We start from the raw sequence: 15,291 nt of genomic DNA, 5'->3' as shown, positions 1-15,291 counted from the left end.
TCGCGCGGGTGACCTTCCAGAGCGCGCGTGAGTTCCTGCTGGCCCATCGGGACGACTACGGCACCGCCTACCGGGAGTTCCGATGGCCTCGGCCGGAGTGGTTCAACTGGGCACTGGACTGGTTCGACACGCTGCCGTCCGACCAGCTCGGCCTGTGGATCGTGGAGGAGGACGGCACCGAGCGGAAGTGGACCTTCGGCGACCTGTCCACCCGGTCCGACCTGATCGCCGGCTGGCTGCGCTCGGTCGGTGTCGCGCGCGGCGACCGGCTCATCCTGATGCTGGGCAACCAGGGTGAGCTGTGGGAGACGATCCTCGCGGCGATGAAGCTGGGCGCGGTGATCATCCCCGCGTCCACCCTGCTCGGCGCGGAGGACCTGCGCGACCGCGTGGAACGCGGCGAGGTCAAGCACGTGGTGGCCCGCTCGGCGGACGCGGAGAAGTTCGACAAGGTGCCCGGCGGCTACACCCGGATCGCGGTCGGCGAGCCAGTCGACGGCTGGCTGTCCTACGCGTCGGCCACCGGAGCGGAGACGTTCGAACCCGACGGCCCGACCGCCGCGACGGACACACTGCTGCTGTACTTCACCTCCGGCACGACCGCGAAACCGAAGCTGGTGCGGCACACCCACGCCAGCTACCCGATCGGTCATCTGTCCACGATGTACTGGATCGGCCTCGAACCCGGCGACGTGCACCTGAACATCTCGTCGCCGGGATGGGCGAAACACGCGTGGAGCAACGTGTTCGCGCCGTGGAACGCGGGCGCGTGCGTGTTCATCCACAACTACACCCGGTTCGACGCGACGGCGCTGATGGCCGAGATGGACCGGTGCGGTGTCACGTCATTCTGCGCGCCGCCGACGGTCTGGCGGATGCTGATCCAGGCCGACCTGACCCAGCTGGCCACGCCGCCCGCGAAGGTGGTCGGCGCGGGCGAGCCGCTGAACCCAGAGGTGATCGAGCAGGTCCGAAGGGCGTGGGGCGTGACCATCCGGGACGGTTTCGGCCAGACGGAAACCAGCGTCCAGGTGGCCAACACCCCGGGCCAGGACGTGAAACCGGGAGCGATGGGCCGTCCGCTGCCCGGGTTCCGGGTGGTGCTGGTCGACCCGGTGAGCGGCGCGGAGAGCGAGGAAGGCGAGATCTGCCTCGCGCTGGATCCCCGCCCGGTCGGCCTGATGACGGGCTACTCCGACGACGAGGACCGCACGGCGGAAGTCATGCGCGACGGCTACTACCACACCGGTGACGTGGGAGCACTCGACGCGGACGGCTACATCACCTACGTCGGACGCGCGGACGACGTGTTCAAAGCGTCGGACTACAAGATCTCGCCGTTCGAACTGGAGAGCGTGCTGATCGAACACCCAGCGGTCGCGGAGGCGGCCGTGGTCCCGTCGCCCGACCCACTCCGGCTGGCGGTGCCAAAGGCGTACGTCGTACTGGCGGCCGGGTACTCGCCGACGGCGGAGACCGCCCACGAGATCCTGGCGTTCGCCCGCGAGCACCTGGCGCCGTACAAGCGGATCCGCCGTCTGGAATTTGCGGAACTGCCCAAGACGATCTCCGGCAAGATCCGCCGCGTCGAACTGCGCGGCCGGGAGAACGACCTGCACGCAGACCCCGCGGCGGATGTCCCCGGCGAGTACACCGACGAGGACCTCAAGAGCTGAGCAGCCACCGGAGGTCGTCGACGGGCTGAACCCCGGAGAACGGCGTTCCGTCGCCGGCAACCAGCGACGGAACGCCGTTCACCCCCAGTTCGGCGGCCCGCTGCCGGTCGGCTTCGACCGCACGGGCGTAAGCGTCGCCGTTCACCACGTCGTGCACGTCGTCCTTCGGCAGACCCGCATCGGCGCCGAGCCGGACGAGAGTGCCCGGGTCAGCGATGTTCTCGCCCTCGGTGTGGAAACCGCGCAGCAACCGTTCCCACGCCTGATCCTGACGGCCGTGCTCGCCCGCCAAGTGCAGAACGCGGTGCGCGTCGAAGGTGTTCACAGGCCGAGCGGTGTGCAAGTTGAGTTCGAGGCCGTCGCCCGCGCCGATGACTTTGATCTGCGCGACCCGTTGTGCAGCCCGATCGGCCCACCACTGCGCCATAAGGACATCGGCCGTCTCACCGGGGACTGTCGACGCCTCCGGGTCCAGCTGAAAACTCCGCCACACCACCTCGGGCGGTTCGGCGATGCCCGCGACGGCCGCGCTGAGACGCCGTTTGCCGATGTAGCACCAGGGACAGATGACGTCGGCGAAGACCTCGACTCGCATGGCACAAGCCTGCGACCTCAACCGAGGTTGAGGTCAACCCGCCGGACCACACCCTTGCCGAATGCCGAATGCCGAATGCCAAGAAGGCCAAAGAGGGCGCCAGAAAGGCCGGGAGGGCAGGAAGGCCGGCCTGAGGACAGCAACCGCAGTCTGAAGGGCAACTACAGCCCGAAAGCAGTAACCGCAGCCGAAACCCAAGCGCGGCGAGAGGCGGCAACCGCGGCCTGGCAGCGGCAACTGCGGTCCGAGGGCAGCAACCGCAGCCTGGGAGCGGCGACCGCGGCCCGAGGGCGCCAACCGCAGCCCCGGGGCAGCAAGCGCGGCCGACGGCAGCAACCACAGCCGGAAGGCAGCAACCACACGCCGAAAACCCAGCGCGGCGCCTATTTTACAAGGGGTAGGGGCGCCCGTGAGCTTGTCGCCGCGAGGAGAGCCCCGCAGCCGTACGGAATCGTGGAAGCATGCGCCGGGGCGGGGCTCCTCCTGTACGGCTCTCCTAGGGCGCCCCAGGGGCCCCTTGTCAAATCGGCGACGCCCCAGCCACCCACCCCGAAATGGCTCGAGCATGCGCAAAGCCAGCCCAACGGCGAGCAGCATCCGCACGCCGGGGCGGCAACCGCAGCCCGGGGAGTCAACCGCAGCCTGAAAGAAGCAGCCGCAGTCCGAAACCCAAGCGCGTCGAAGGCAGCAACCGAAGCGTGGACAAGCCACGCACAACGGCAAGCGTGGACAGCGCGGAAGGCAAGCAAGCGCACCATCAGCCGCAGAGCCAAGCAAGCGACCACCGAAGAGCCACTGACGCCTACCTCACACGCCTACATAGTTGCCGAACGCAACCATATTGGTTAGCGTGACTAAGTAAGTGAACGTGTGTGAGGGAGGTCGCAGTGGCCAGGCGGGGTGCCGGGCGGATGTCGTTGAGTGAGTTGGGGCCGCGGTACAAGTGGATCGCCCTGTCCAACACCACTCTCGGCCTGCTCATCGCGACGATCAACTCGTCCATCGTGCTGATCGCGTTGCCGGACATCTTCAAGGGCATCGGGGTCAACCCGCTGGACGCGGGAAACACCAGCTATCTGCTCTGGATGATGATGGGCTTCCTGGTGGTGACCGCCGTCCTGGTCGTCACCTTCGGGCGGCTGGGGGACATGTACGGCCGCGCCAAGATGTACAACCTCGGCTTCCTCATCTTCACCGTCTCGTCGATCATGCTCGCCGTCACGTGGATGAGCGGTGACGCCGCCGCGATCTGGCTCATCTCCTGGCGGATCGTGCAGGGTGTCGGCGGCGCGTTCCTGATGGCCAACTCCAGCGCCATCCTGACCGACGCGTTCCCCGCCAACCAACGCGGTCTCGCGCTCGGCATCAACGGCATCGCGGCCATCGCGGGCAGCTTTCTCGGCCTGGTCATCGGCGGTGTCCTCGCGCCGATCCACTGGCACTGGGTCTTCCTCGTCTCCGTCCCGTTCGGTCTCGTCGGCACCGTCTGGGCGTACCTCAAGCTGCACGACACCGGCGTCCGGCAGACGTCCAGGATGGACTGGGGCGGCAACGTCACCTTCGCCGTCGGCCTGATCGCCGTCCTCGTCGCGATCACGTACGGCATCCAGCCGTACGGCGGCCACTCCATGGGCTGGACGAACCCGTGGGTGCTCGGCGCGCTGATCGGCGGGGCGCTCGTGCTGGCCTGGTTCGTCGCCATCGAGCGCAAGTCGCCGAACCCGCTGTTCAACCTCGGGCTGTTCAGGATCGGCACGTTCACGTGGGGCAACATCGCCAACCTGATGGCCTCGCTCGGCCGCGGTGGCCTGCAGTTCATCCTGATCATCTGGCTGCAGGGGATCTGGCTGCCGCAGCACGGCTACTCGTTCGAGGAGACACCGCTCTGGGCCGGCGTCTACATGGTGCCGATGACCATCGGCTTCCTGCTCGCCGCGCCGCTGTCGGGCGTCCTGTCCGACCGCATCGGCGCCCGCGGCCTCGCCACCAGTGGGATGATCATCACAGCTGCCACGTTCTTCGCGCTGACCGTGCTGCCGGTCGACTTCGACTACACGGTCTTCGCCACGATCCTCGTCATCAACGGCATCGGGATGGGCATGTTCTCGTCGCCCAACCGGGCCGCCGTGATGAGCAGCCTGCCCGGCAACGCGCGTGGCGCGGGCGCGGGAATGACCGCCACGTTCCAGAACGCGGCCATGGTGCTGTCGATCGGCATCTTCTTCAGCCTGATCATCGCCGGGCTGTCCACGAGCCTGCCCGGGGCCCTGAGCACGGGTCTCACGGCGCACGGCGTGCCGGCGGCCGACGCGGGCCAGATCGCGCAGCTGCCCGCCGTGGCCGTGCTGTTCGCCGCGTTCCTCGGCTACAACCCCGTTCAGCAGCTGCTCGGCCCCACCCTCAGCCAGCTCCCGGCCGACCAGGCGGGCTTCCTGACCGGCCGCAGCTTCTTCCCGAGCCTGATCACCGAACCGTTCGCCGACGGCCTGCACGTGGCGTTCTGGTTCGCGATCGCCGCTTGTCTCATCGCCGCGGTCGCGTCCTGGTTCGCCGGCAGCGGCAGGCCCGCGCCGGAGAGCGTCGGCGAGGAGCTGGCGGCCACCGCGTCCGAAGCCGGCACAATCCCCGCTGACCTGGTGGATGTGAGCCGGGCCGATGACGGGGTGACCGCTGGGCGCTCGACGACCGGCGGCTGACGACGCGCGAACGATCGTCCCGCATAAATGATCTTCGACCGATCGGCGCCCCGGGTGCGCCGATCGGCGCCATACACGCATGGATTGTCAAGGGCAACGTAATCCGTGCCGCATGATTGTCATGTGGCTAACGGAGCGGCTCCGTCGGCCGACACCCCATACGGAGGTGGGGGACATGACTGAGACTGGTGTGGCGGAACCCGAGACCGAGTCCAAACCCAAGCGCAGGCTGCCAACGGTGCCCTGCAGCGTCGTGTGGAGCCGAGGCCACGCGTACGTCCTCGAGACAGGCCTTTCCCGGGCCCGCTGGGTCGGTTGCGACGACCGCGGCCGCCCGATGGAGTTCACGAACGCGGAGATCGAGCGAAGGGGCTGGACCCTCACCCGCGCCAGCTGAGCCGCACACTAGAGTTTCCCCTGGTCACCCCTCGTGAGTGGAAAAGCCGGTTAGAACCGGTCAAACCACTCACGAGAGGTGAGCAGGGGTTTTTCGTGTCCGGGAGGGTGGCAGGGTGGCGCAGAGCGGCAATCAGGTGTGGACCGTGCCGAACGCGCTGAGCGTGTTGCGGCTGGCCGGAGTGCCCCTCTTCCTCTGGCTGCTGCTCGGGCCGCAGGAGGACGGCTGGGCGATCGTCGTGTTCATCGTCAGCGGCATCACCGACTGGCTCGACGGCAAGCTCGCCCGCTGGCTCAACCAGATGAGCAAGTTCGGCGCCATGCTCGACCCGCTCGCCGACCGGCTGTACACGCTCGCCGCGATGATCGCGTTCGTCGTGCGCGACATCGTGCCGCTCTGGGTGGTGATCCTGCTGGTCGCCCGTGACCTGGCCGTCCTGGTCTGCCTGCCGTTGCTGCGGCGCGCGGGTTACGGCCCGCCCGAAGTGCTCTACCTCGGCAAGGGTGCCACGTTCGTCCTGCTGTACGCCTTCCCGTTCCTGCTCTTCGCCCAGATCGACACCTGGCTCGCCGGCGTGGCCCAGCCGATCGCCTACGCGTTCACCGTCTGGGGGGTTGTGCTGTACGTGTGGTCCGGGTTGATCTACATCTTGCAGGCGGTCACCGCGATCCGGCGACCGCGCTCACTCTAAGCTCTGCGCGAGCCAGCGCAGTCGGTGATCGGAAAGAGGAGACGGGACGTGCACACGCCGGAACAGTTGAAGTACACGCCTGACCACGAGTGGATCGCCGTGACCGGCGACACCGTTCGGGTGGGCATCACCGACTTCGCCCAGGAACAGCTCGGGGACGTGGTCTTCGTGCAGCTGCCCGAGACCGGCGCCGCGGTGTCGGCCAAGGACTCCGTCGGCGAGGTCGAGTCGACCAAGAGCGTCTCGGAGATCTACGCCCCGCTCGGCGGCGAGGTGACCGCGGTCAACGACGCGCTCAACGAGACCCCCGAGCTGATCAACACCGACCCGTTCGGTGACGGCTGGATGTTCGAGCTGAAGATCACCAGCGAGACCGAGCTCGGCGAGTTGCTCGACGCGGACGCCTACCGGGCACTCACCGGTCAGGCATGAGAAGGATCTTGGGCTGGTTCCGCAGGCGGCGCGGTGCGTCAGGGGGACCAGCCGATTCGCCGAACGGCCCGCACGGTACGTTTGGCGGAACCAGCGATACCAGTAGCAGGAGGAGAGCTCAGGTGAGCACGAACGACGGACCCGGCGTTCCGCCGGAGCAGTCTCCGGAGCGGACCTCCGTCTTCCGGGCCGACTTCCTCGCCGACGTCGAGGGGCAGCACGCCCCTCAGCCCGATCCGCAGGTAGCCGGGATCGACGCGCTGCCGGCGGGTTCGGCGCTGCTCGTGGTCAAGCGCGGTCCGAACGCGGGATCACGGTTCCTGCTCGACCGCGACACCACGAGCGCGGGCCGTCACCCGGACAGCGACATCTTCCTCGACGACGTCACGGTTTCCCGCAGGCACGCCGAGTTCCGGCGTGAAGGCGGGGACTTCGTCGTGATCGACGTCGGCAGCCTGAACGGCACGTACGTCAACCGCGAGCCGGTGGACCAGGCCGTGCTGGCCGGGGGCGACGAGGTGCAGATCGGCAAGTTCCGCCTGGTGTTCCTCACCGGTCCAGGGGGCCAGTGACGGCGTCGGCCGGACGGCCGCTGCCTGACGGGATGAGCATCGGCACGGTGCTGGGACAGCTGCGTGCCGAGTTCCCGGACGTGACGATCTCCAAGATCAGGTTCCTGGAGTCGGAGGGTCTGGTGCTGCCGGGCCGGACACCGTCCGGCTACCGGCAGTTCACCGCGGCGGACGTGGAAAGACTGAGGTACGTGCTGCGCGCGCAACGCGACCAGTACCTGCCGCTGAAAGTCATCAAGCAACAGCTCGCCGCCGCGGACCGGGGTGAAAGCCCCGGTCCGCGTGGTCTGTCCGGCCACGGTGCGTGCGGTGAGCCGGGTGACGACGGCCCGCGCTCGCTGAGCCGGGAGGATCTGCTCGCCGTGACCGGCCTCAGCTCGGCGACGCTCGTCGAACTGGAGGAGTTCGGCCTGCTCAAACCGGGTGACGGTGGCGTGTACGACCCGGTGGACGCCGAACTCGGCGCGGTGGTCAAGGCGATGGCGCAGTTCGGCATCGAACCACGGCACCTGCGGGCCTACCGCGCGGCGGCCGACCGGGAGGTCGGGCTGCTCGAGCAGATCGTGACACCCCTGTACCGCCAGCGTGACGGGCGGGCGCGGGACCGCGCTGACCAGGCGTTGCGCGAGCTGGCTTCGCTTTCTGTCGCGCTGCACACACTTTTGGTCAAGATGGGGTTGCGCCGGGTGAGCGGCGGCTAGAAGCGGCCATCATTCGAGGTGGACACGGTCACATCGTGATCGATATGCAAGCCTGGGAAGTCAAGCGTGGGGCCCGGATGGCGGGTAGCGTCATTGTTGACGATGCGCGATCCTCTTGGCAGCAGGGGGTCGTCGCGGTTGAGCGTTGCTGAGGGAGGCGATGGCCGATGAGCGAGATGCGCGTCGTTGGCGTGCGGGTCGAGTTGCCCGCCAACCAGCCGATCTTGTTGCTACGCGAGACCGAGGGCGAACGCTACCTGCCGATCTGGATCGGCTCGGTCGAGGCCACTGCGATAGCACTGGAGCAGCAGGGCGTGCGGCCCGCGCGACCGCTGACCCACGACCTGCTCAAGGACGTCATCGCGGCGCTCGGCCGGGAACTGGAACAGGTGCGGATCACCGACCTGAGAGAAGGCACGTTCTTCGCCGAGCTCGTCTTCGACGGCGACATCAGGGTGTCGGCGCGGCCGAGCGACTCGGTCGCCCTCGCGCTGCGGATCGGCGTGCCGATCCACGCGGAGGACTCGGTGCTCGCCGAGGCCGGTCTGATCATCCCCGACGAGCAGGAAGACGAAGTGGAGAAGTTCCGCGAGTTCCTGGATTCGGTCTCGCCGGAGGATTTTAGAGGTGCGGACACCTGACGGTCTTGCGCCGTTCGGGTGTCCGCGTACCCGCTGTCGTGCCCGTTCGTGGCCGGTTCAAACCTGCGAGTGGTGTGAACCACTTCTCTCGATTCGCGGCGTTCCGCGCGTCGCGTTGACCGGGATGCCCAGCCGTCCTACCGTCGGATGCGAGCCCATGACGACGGCGTGACCACCAAAGGCGCCGCCGTCGAATGCTCATGACCGGCGTTTTCCTGCTCCTGGGGGCGGGCGTCGGGGACGATGGGAGGCAGTGTGATGGAGCAACGGCCTGACAGTCCGCTCGCCGGCGTGGACGCCGGTGAACAGGGCGAGCTGTTCCCGGACGCTTCACTGCCCGACGAGCTGGTCGGCTACCGCGGTCCGGCTGCCTGTCAGATCGCGGGGATAACGTACCGGCAACTGGACTACTGGGCGCGCACGGGGTTGGTCGCCCCGTCGATCCGCACAGCGCACGGATCGGGCAGTCAGCGGCTGTACTCGTTCAAGGACATCCTGGTGTTGAAGGTGGTCAAGCGGCTGCTGGACACCGGCGTCTCGCTGCAGAACATCAGGGTGGCGGTCGACCACCTGCGCCGCAGGGGCGTGCGCGACCTCGCGAAAATCACCCTGTTCAGCGACGGCACGACGGTCTACGAGTGCTCGTCGCCGGAAGAGGTAGTCGATCTGCTGCAGGGTGGCCAGGGTGTGTTCGGCATCGCGGTCAGCGGTGCCATGCGTGAGATCAGCGGAACCATTCACGAGTTCCCGGCCGAACGGGCCGACGGCGCCGAGTTGATCCAGCATGACGACGAGCTGACGGCAAGGCGACGCGCGCGCAACGTCGGGTGACGAGACTCAAGCAAGAGTGGATCGGGCGATGATCTGCTGCAAGGTATCCTTGGCAGGCAGTCGCCGACGTCGTGCGGGAGAGACCGGGTTGCGCTAGGGGCCCGGCACCGAAGGAGCAATTCCTCCCCGGAACCTCTCAGGTACCCAGGACCGCACGAAGAAGACGCCTCTGGAAAGTGGGTTTACACACCCCGCCGACGGTGAAAGCCCGCACTAGCTGCGGGTGAAGCTCTCAGGCGCCCTTTCGGGCATGGACAGAGGGGGAGGGCTTGCCGGAGCACGCCCGACTCTCCATGCCGGAGGCACAACGATGACCCAGGACCGCATCTCGCTGGCAGACCTCGAGCACGGGACTCCGTTCGCCGACCGGCACATCGGTCCCCGCGCCGGTGAACTCGCCCGGATCCTCGACGTCGTGGGGGTCGGCTCGCTCGACGCGCTGGCCCAGCGCGCGGTGCCCGACTCCATCCGTGAGAACGATCTGGTGATGGATCTGCCGCCGGCCGCGACCGAGGCCGAGGTGCTGGCCGAGCTGCGGGCGCTCGCGGCGCGCAACCGCCCGATCACGCAGATGATCGGCCTCGGCTACTACGGCACGCTCACGCCGCCGGTGATCCTGCGCAACGTGCTGGAGAGCCCGGCCTGGTACACCGCGTACACGCCGTACCAGCCGGAGATCTCGCAGGGCAGGCTCGAGGCGCTGCTGAACTTCCAGACCATGGTCGCCGACCTGACCGGTGTGCCCGTGGCCAACGCGTCGATGCTGGACGAGGGCACGGCCGCGGCCGAGGCGATGACGCTCGTGCGCCGCGGCGGCAAGGCGAAGTCCGCGAGGTTCCTCGTGGACGCCGACACGTTCCCGCAGACCGTCGCCGTGATCGAGACCCGCGCCGAGCCGCTGGGCATCGAGGTCGAGGTGGCCGACCTGACCGAGGGCCTGCCCGAGGGCGAGTTCTTCGGCGTGCTGCTGTCGTACCCGGGTGGCAGCGGTGTCGTACGGGACCACTCGGCGCTGATCGAGGAAGCGCACGCGCGTGGCGCGCAGGTCGTCGTGGCGGCGGATCTGCTGTCGTTGACGCTGCTGCGCCCGCCGGGCGAGATCGGCGCGGACGTCGTGGTCGGCACGACCCAGCGCTTCGGCGTGCCGATGGGCTTCGGCGGCCCCCACGCCGGGTACATGGCCGTGCGCAAGGGCCTCGAGCGTCAGCTGCCCGGTCGTCTGGTCGGCGTGAGCGTCGACGCCGACGGCTCGATGGCCTACCGCTTGGCGCTGCAGACCCGTGAGCAGCACATCCGCCGTGAGAAGGCGACGAGCAACATCTGTACCGCGCAGGTCCTGCTCGCGGTTGTCGCGTCGATGTACGCCGTCTACCACGGTCCCGCCGGGCTGAAGTCGATCGCGTTGCGGGCGCACCGGATGGCCGCTGTGCTCGCCGCCGGGCTGCGTGCCGGTGGGGTGGAGGTCGTGCACTCCGCGTTCTTCGACACGATCCGCGTGCGTGTTCCGGGGCGCGCTTCCGACGTCGTGCGCGCGGCTCGGGAGCGCGACATCAACTTGTGGCTCGTGGACGGCGACCACGTCGCGATCTCCTCCGACGAGACCACCACGCGTGCGCACGTCGCCGCGGTCTGGGAGGCCTTCGGTGTCTCGGGGGACGTGGACGCGCTGGACGCGTCCACTTCGGACGTCATCCCGGCCGAACTGGTGCGCACCTCGGAGTACCTGACGCACCCGGTCTTCCACACGCACCGCTCGGAGACCGCTCTGCTGCGGTACCTGCGTGGCCTGTCGGACAAGGACGTCGCGCTCGACCGGAGCATGATCCCGTTGGGGTCGTGCACGATGAAGCTGAACGCGACCGCCGAGATGGAGCCGATCACGTGGCCGGAGTTCTCCGCGCTGCACCCGTTCGCGCCAGCCGAGGACGCGTCGGGCCTGCTGGAGATCATCTCGGACCTGGAGAGCTGGCTGGCGCAGATCACCGGCTACCACGCGGTCTCGTTGCAGCCCAACGCGGGCAGCCAGGGCGAGTTCGCCGGTCTGCTCGCGATCCGCGCCTACCACCGCGACCGCGGCGAGACCGCGCGTGACCTGTGCCTGATCCCGGCGAGCGCGCACGGCACGAACGCCGCGTCCGCGGTGATGGCAGGGATGCGGGTCGCGGTCGTGAAGTGCGACGAAAACGGCAACATCGACATGGACCACCTGCGGTCCTCGGTGCAGGAGCACCAGGACGACCTGGCCGCGATCATGATCACCTACCCGTCGACCCACGGCGTGTACGAGGACACCGTGCGCGAGGTCTGCGGGCTGGTGCACGACGCCGGTGGCCAGGTGTACGTGGACGGCGCGAACCTGAACGCGTTGATCGGCCTGGCGCAGTACGGCCGGTTCGGGTCGGACGTGTCACACCTGAACCTGCACAAGACGTTCTGCATCCCGCACGGCGGCGGCGGGCCGGGTGTCGGCCCGATCGGTGTCCGTGAGCACCTGGCGCCGTTCCTGCCCAACCACCCGCTGCAGCCGCAGGCCGGGCCGAAGACCGGTGTCGGCCCGATCAGCGCGGCGCCGTGGGGCAGCGCGTCGATCCTGCCGATCTCGTGGGCGTACGTGCGGATGATGGGCGCCAAGGGCCTGCGCGACGCCACGCTGACCGCGGTCGCGGCAGCGAACTACGTGGCTCGCCGGTTGGATGAGCACTACCCGGTGCTGTACACGGGTGAGGGCGGGTTCGTTGCCCACGAGTGCATCCTGGATCTGCGCACGATCACCAAGGACACCGGCGTGACCGTCGACGACGTGGCCAAGCGCCTCGCCGACTACGGGTTGCACGCGCCCACGATGTCGTTCCCGGTGGCGGGCACGTTGATGGTCGAGCCGACCGAGAGCGAGGACCTGGCGGAGCTGGACCGCTTCTGCGAGGCCATGATCGCCATCAAGAAGGAGATCGACAAGGTCGCCGCGGGCGAGTGGCCCGCGGACGACAACCCGTTGTGCAACGCCCCGCACACGGCCCAGTCGATCGCGGGGGAGTGGAACCACCCCTACAGCCGTGAGGTGGCGGCGTTCCCGGTGACGTCGGACCGTCCGAAGGCCTGGCCGCCCGTCCGCCGGATCGACGGTGCCAAGGGCGACCGCAACCTGGTGTGCTCCTGCCCTCCGCTGGACGCCTACACCAGCTGACGAAGCCGAAATGCCCCGGCCCTGTGTTCCAGGCCGGGGCATTTCGCTTGTGGAAGCTAGGAGTCGAACCGCCGCGGGTCGAGGAATTCGACGGGGCAGTGCCTCCTGTACGCGGATGTCCCACCACCTGCTGGAATAAGTGTCATGGAAAGCCGTGGCGCCGTCCGGAGGGTAGCTGATGGAATCGAAATTCGTAGCGGCTGAGGCTCGGCGACTCGATACGCAACGCTCGCGGAATCGGTAGAGCAAGACGGCATGCATCTGGTTTCCGAAGGTGTGGTATCTGTCCACGGGCTTCTCGGTATCTTCGAGGAGCGACTCCGGCGAGCAAGGTCACGTGAAGATACTCCAGTGGTGAATCTTGTCCTTGATCTGCTGACCGCTTTCCGTGGTGTGGCGGCCACGGTGCACCAGAAGTTCACCAAGCGGGCCATGTCACCGCGTAGGGGACGACGCTGTCCCCTGCGCCGGGAAGTGCTGGCTCGGGTGGCCTGCGATTCCGGCGAAGTCGGGGTCGGTGCGCGTGAAGGTGTTCTGGAAGTCGAGGATCAGCCCGTTCTGGACGAGAAGCATTTGCATGCCGCGGAGTTCGCCGGCGCGTGGCCCGGCTGGGACGTGCAGTGTGTAACCCACCCGGAGCAGGTGCAGATCCGTGCCGAGGGTGCGTGTTTCGACCACGTGCAGCTTCAGGGTGCTGCCCTGGTAGATGGTGTCGAAGAGTTCCTGGTGTTCCACGCGGAGCGTGGCGCTGCCGCGGTGGATTCCGCCGAGTGCGTCGACGAAGACGGTGTCGGCCGCGAAGTTCGCAGCCCAGGCGACGCCGTCACCCGTGTTCCACGCGTTCTCCATCGCGGCGAGCAAGCCTTTGGTCGTCATGACCACCCCCAATGCTAGTTCGTACTACGAATCATAGTTGTTCGCGGTACGAACTATCAATGGCTGGACAGCAACGCCAGCACCAGCTTGATGATCGGGGACGTCTGCGCGCCTTCCGGGATCGCCGCGAAGATCCGTCGTAACGGCACGGGGTCGCCAGTCGGCCGAACGGTCACGCTGTCCGGCAGCGAACGCTGGGCCAATCTGGGCATCAGCGCGACACCGTGCCCGTGTGCCACGAGTTGGGCGACGGCTTGCCAGTCGTTGGTCCGGTGGACGATGTCGGGCGCGAAACCCGCTGCGGCGCAGGCGGTTGCTGTGATCGCGCCGCAACAGCCCGAGCCGTCGCCTGCGATCCACTGTTCCTGGGCCAACGCTGTCAGATCGACGCGGTCGGAGGCCGTCAGGGAGTGGTCGTGGGGGAGCAGCACGTCCAGTTCGTCGGCGCCGAGGTCCACCTGGTGGTAGCGCGGGTCGTTCGTCGCGGGCGATCCGACGAAGCTCACCGCGAGGCCGATCGTCAGTTTGCCGGCGTCGAGCAGGTCGAAGAGGTCGGGCGGTTCGGCCTCCGTCACCCGGATGCCCAGGGTGGGCGCCGTCGAGCGGGCTTGGGTCAGCAGCCTCGGGACCAGACCGGTGATCGCCGTGGGGAACGCGCCGATGGTGACTGTTCCGTGGGTGATCTCGTCCCACGAGTCGAGGTCGTGCCTGGCGCGTTCGATGTGGGCGAAGACCGCGTCGGCGTGGGCCAGCAGCGTCCGGGCTCGCGGTGTCAGGACGACACGGCGGCCGTCCGGCTGGGTGACGGGGAAACCGAGGTGCCGGGACAGGCCGGTGAGCTGCTGGGACACCGCGGACGGCGTCAGGTGCAGCGCGCGGGCCGTTGCCGTGATGCTTCCGCGTTCCCGGAACTCGCGCAGCACGCGCAGGCGGCGCAGATCGTCCATGAAGTCCGGGCTTAACGGTTTCATTCACTCATCGTAGCTGGATCTAACAGGTGGCATGCGTCAGGATGTGCGCATGAGCGAGATAAGGCTGGGCATCGTCGGGCTCGGCGTGATGGGCAGGCGAACCCTCCGCGTCGCGGTCGGCCACCCCGACTTCACCGTGGTCAGGGCCAGTGACGTCACCGAGACCGACCCCGGCGTCCCCTTCACCACCGATCCCCGCGCGGTGGTCGGCGCCTCCGATGTGGACGCGGTCTACATCGCCACCCCACCGGCCTTCCACGCCGACCTCGCGGTCACCGCCCTGCGTTCCGGCAAGGCCGTGTTCTGTGAGAAGCCGCTGGCGGTCAGCCTGGCCGACGCCCAGCGGATGCTCGACGCCGCAACGGAAACCGGGCTCGCGAACGCCGTCAACTTCGCACTGTCCGATCGCGACGCCGTGCTGCGCGTCGCCGGTGACGACCTTGGCACTGTCCGTGGCGTGGACATCCGGGTGCAGTTCCCGCGCTGGCCGAGGGACTTCCAGGCCACCGCGACCTGGCTCGCCGGGCGCGAGCAGGGCGGGTTCGTCCGGGAAGTGCTGTCCCACTTCATCTACCTGACCGATCGGATCGTCGGACCACTCGAAGCGGTCGAGACCAGTGTGGACTACTCCGACGGCCCGGACGGCACCGGCAGCGAGGTCGCCGCGCGTGGTCTGCTGCGTGCCGGTGGCGTTCCCGTGCACGTGTCGGCGGTGTCGGATCTCGCCGGACCTGAGCGTTATGAGTGGATCATCTGGGGCACTCGCCGGTCGTACATGCTCCGTGACTGGGCGCAGTTGTACGTGACCGAAGGCGGTGAGTGGCAACCGGTCGAGCTCGCGGGCACGGGTTCGGAGCACACCAGGCTCACGTTGTTCGCGCAGGCCATCCGGGGCCGGAAATCCGCTGATCTGGCCGATTTCGCGGCCGGATATCGCGTCCAGCGCGCAGTCGAGACGTTCCACCGCATTCAGTCCTGACTGAAACGGCTGGTCACAGCAGTTCTGTCGGCTCGACGGGCATTTAGGA

Annotated in this window: 14 protein-coding genes and 2 riboswitches; of the genes, 11 read left to right on the top strand and 3 right to left on the bottom strand. The window is 68.1% G+C overall.

The window, feature by feature from the left end; translation table 11 throughout:
* Window positions 1–8: 8 nt before the first annotated feature.
* Window positions 9–1,676 (top strand): AMP-binding protein, encoded by a 1,668-nt coding sequence (locus AOZ06_RS32930; protein ID WP_236951815.1) that lies wholly within the window; start codon window positions 9–11, stop codon window positions 1,674–1,676.
* Here AOZ06_RS32930 and AOZ06_RS32925 read toward each other — a convergent pair.
* Window positions 1,666–2,271, bottom strand: a complete 606-nt coding sequence (locus AOZ06_RS32925) for a DsbA family oxidoreductase (protein WP_054292953.1) — start codon at window positions 2,269–2,271, stop codon at window positions 1,666–1,668. The two genes, AOZ06_RS32930 and AOZ06_RS32925, sit on opposite strands and share 11 nt — an antisense overlap.
* 911 nt (window positions 2,272–3,182) lie before the next feature.
* Here AOZ06_RS32925 and AOZ06_RS32920 point away from each other — a divergent pair.
* The 9 genes from AOZ06_RS32920 to gcvP all read left to right on the top strand — a co-directional run bounded on the left by AOZ06_RS32920 (window position 3,183) and on the right by gcvP (window position 12,416).
* Window positions 3,183–4,967: an MFS transporter gene (locus AOZ06_RS32920; protein WP_054292952.1), complete on the top strand. Its 1,785-nt coding sequence runs from the start codon at window positions 3,183–3,185 to the stop codon at window positions 4,965–4,967.
* Window positions 4,968–5,142: 175 nt separating this feature from the next.
* Window positions 5,143–5,364 carry a hypothetical protein gene (locus AOZ06_RS32915; RefSeq protein ID WP_054297085.1) on the top strand — a complete coding sequence of 74 codons (222 nt, stop codon included), beginning with the start codon at window positions 5,143–5,145 and terminating at the stop codon, window positions 5,362–5,364.
* 115 nt (window positions 5,365–5,479) lie between these two features.
* Entirely contained in the window at window positions 5,480–6,055 is a 576-nt protein-coding gene (locus tag AOZ06_RS32910) for a cardiolipin synthase ClsA (protein ID WP_054292951.1), read from the top strand.
* Between the two features lie 48 nt (window positions 6,056–6,103).
* Window positions 6,104–6,487: a glycine cleavage system protein GcvH gene (gene gcvH, locus AOZ06_RS32905; protein WP_054292950.1), complete on the top strand. Its 384-nt coding sequence runs from the start codon at window positions 6,104–6,106 to the stop codon at window positions 6,485–6,487.
* 122 nt (window positions 6,488–6,609) lie between these two features.
* A complete protein-coding gene (garA, locus tag AOZ06_RS32900; protein WP_054292949.1) occupies window positions 6,610–7,059 on the top strand; it encodes a glycogen accumulation regulator GarA in 450 nt (149 codons plus the stop codon).
* Between the two features lie 32 nt (window positions 7,060–7,091).
* Window positions 7,092–7,760 carry a transcriptional regulator FtsR gene (gene ftsR, locus AOZ06_RS32895; protein WP_179950754.1) on the top strand — a complete coding sequence of 223 codons (669 nt, stop codon included), beginning with the start codon at window positions 7,092–7,094 and terminating at the stop codon, window positions 7,758–7,760.
* Between the two features lie 167 nt (window positions 7,761–7,927).
* Window positions 7,928–8,401 (top strand): bifunctional nuclease family protein, encoded by a 474-nt coding sequence (locus AOZ06_RS32890; RefSeq protein ID WP_037260078.1) that lies wholly within the window; start codon window positions 7,928–7,930, stop codon window positions 8,399–8,401.
* Window positions 8,402–8,659: 258 nt separating this feature from the next.
* Window positions 8,660–9,232: a MerR family transcriptional regulator gene (locus tag AOZ06_RS32885; protein ID WP_054292948.1), complete on the top strand. Its 573-nt coding sequence runs from the start codon at window positions 8,660–8,662 to the stop codon at window positions 9,230–9,232.
* A 64-nt stretch (window positions 9,233–9,296) separates the two neighbouring features.
* A riboswitch (glycine riboswitch) is annotated at window positions 9,297–9,395 on the top strand.
* Window positions 9,396–9,500, top strand: a riboswitch (glycine riboswitch).
* Window positions 9,501–9,542: 42 nt separating this feature from the next.
* A complete protein-coding gene (gene gcvP / locus AOZ06_RS32880) occupies window positions 9,543–12,416 on the top strand; it encodes an aminomethyl-transferring glycine dehydrogenase (RefSeq protein ID WP_054292947.1) in 2,874 nt (957 codons plus the stop codon).
* 435 nt (window positions 12,417–12,851) lie between these two features.
* Here the strand turns inward: gcvP and AOZ06_RS32875 are convergent, their stop codons facing one another.
* Complete coding sequence (locus AOZ06_RS32875; RefSeq protein ID WP_054292946.1) at window positions 12,852–13,292, bottom strand: SgcJ/EcaC family oxidoreductase; 441 nt, start codon at window positions 13,290–13,292, stop codon at window positions 12,852–12,854.
* 56 nt (window positions 13,293–13,348) lie between these two features.
* Entirely contained in the window at window positions 13,349–14,263 is a 915-nt protein-coding gene (locus AOZ06_RS32870) for a LysR family transcriptional regulator (protein ID WP_054292945.1), read from the bottom strand.
* A 49-nt stretch (window positions 14,264–14,312) separates the two neighbouring features.
* Between AOZ06_RS32870 and AOZ06_RS32865 the strand changes: the two genes are divergently transcribed.
* A complete protein-coding gene (locus AOZ06_RS32865; protein ID WP_218921818.1) occupies window positions 14,313–15,242 on the top strand; it encodes a Gfo/Idh/MocA family protein in 930 nt (309 codons plus the stop codon).
* Window positions 15,243–15,291: the final 49 nt, after the last annotated feature.

This window comes from Kibdelosporangium phytohabitans (assembly GCF_001302585.1).
Taxonomy (GTDB): domain Bacteria; phylum Actinomycetota; class Actinomycetes; order Mycobacteriales; family Pseudonocardiaceae; genus Kibdelosporangium; species Kibdelosporangium phytohabitans.
This window is presented reverse-complemented; position numbering and strand designations above follow the sequence as displayed.

Coding starts and splice junctions, on each gene's coding strand:
- AOZ06_RS32925 (WP_054292953.1), bottom strand. CDS start 2,271: ATGCGAGTCGAGGTCTTCGCCGACGTCATCTGTCCCTGGTGCTACATC.
- AOZ06_RS32920 (WP_054292952.1), top strand. CDS start 3,183: ATGTCGTTGAGTGAGTTGGGGCCGCGGTACAAGTGGATCGCCCTGTCC.
- AOZ06_RS32915 (WP_054297085.1), top strand. CDS start 5,143: ATGACTGAGACTGGTGTGGCGGAACCCGAGACCGAGTCCAAACCCAAG.
- ftsR (WP_179950754.1), top strand. CDS start 7,092: ATGAGCATCGGCACGGTGCTGGGACAGCTGCGTGCCGAGTTCCCGGAC.
- AOZ06_RS32890 (WP_037260078.1), top strand. CDS start 7,928: ATGAGCGAGATGCGCGTCGTTGGCGTGCGGGTCGAGTTGCCCGCCAAC.
- AOZ06_RS32885 (WP_054292948.1), top strand. CDS start 8,660: ATGGAGCAACGGCCTGACAGTCCGCTCGCCGGCGTGGACGCCGGTGAA.
- gcvP (WP_054292947.1), top strand. CDS start 9,543: ATGACCCAGGACCGCATCTCGCTGGCAGACCTCGAGCACGGGACTCCG.
- AOZ06_RS32875 (WP_054292946.1), bottom strand. CDS start 13,292: ATGACGACCAAAGGCTTGCTCGCCGCGATGGAGAACGCGTGGAACACG.
- AOZ06_RS32870 (WP_054292945.1), bottom strand. CDS start 14,263: ATGAAACCGTTAAGCCCGGACTTCATGGACGATCTGCGCCGCCTGCGC.
- AOZ06_RS32865 (WP_218921818.1), top strand. CDS start 14,313: ATGAGCGAGATAAGGCTGGGCATCGTCGGGCTCGGCGTGATGGGCAGG.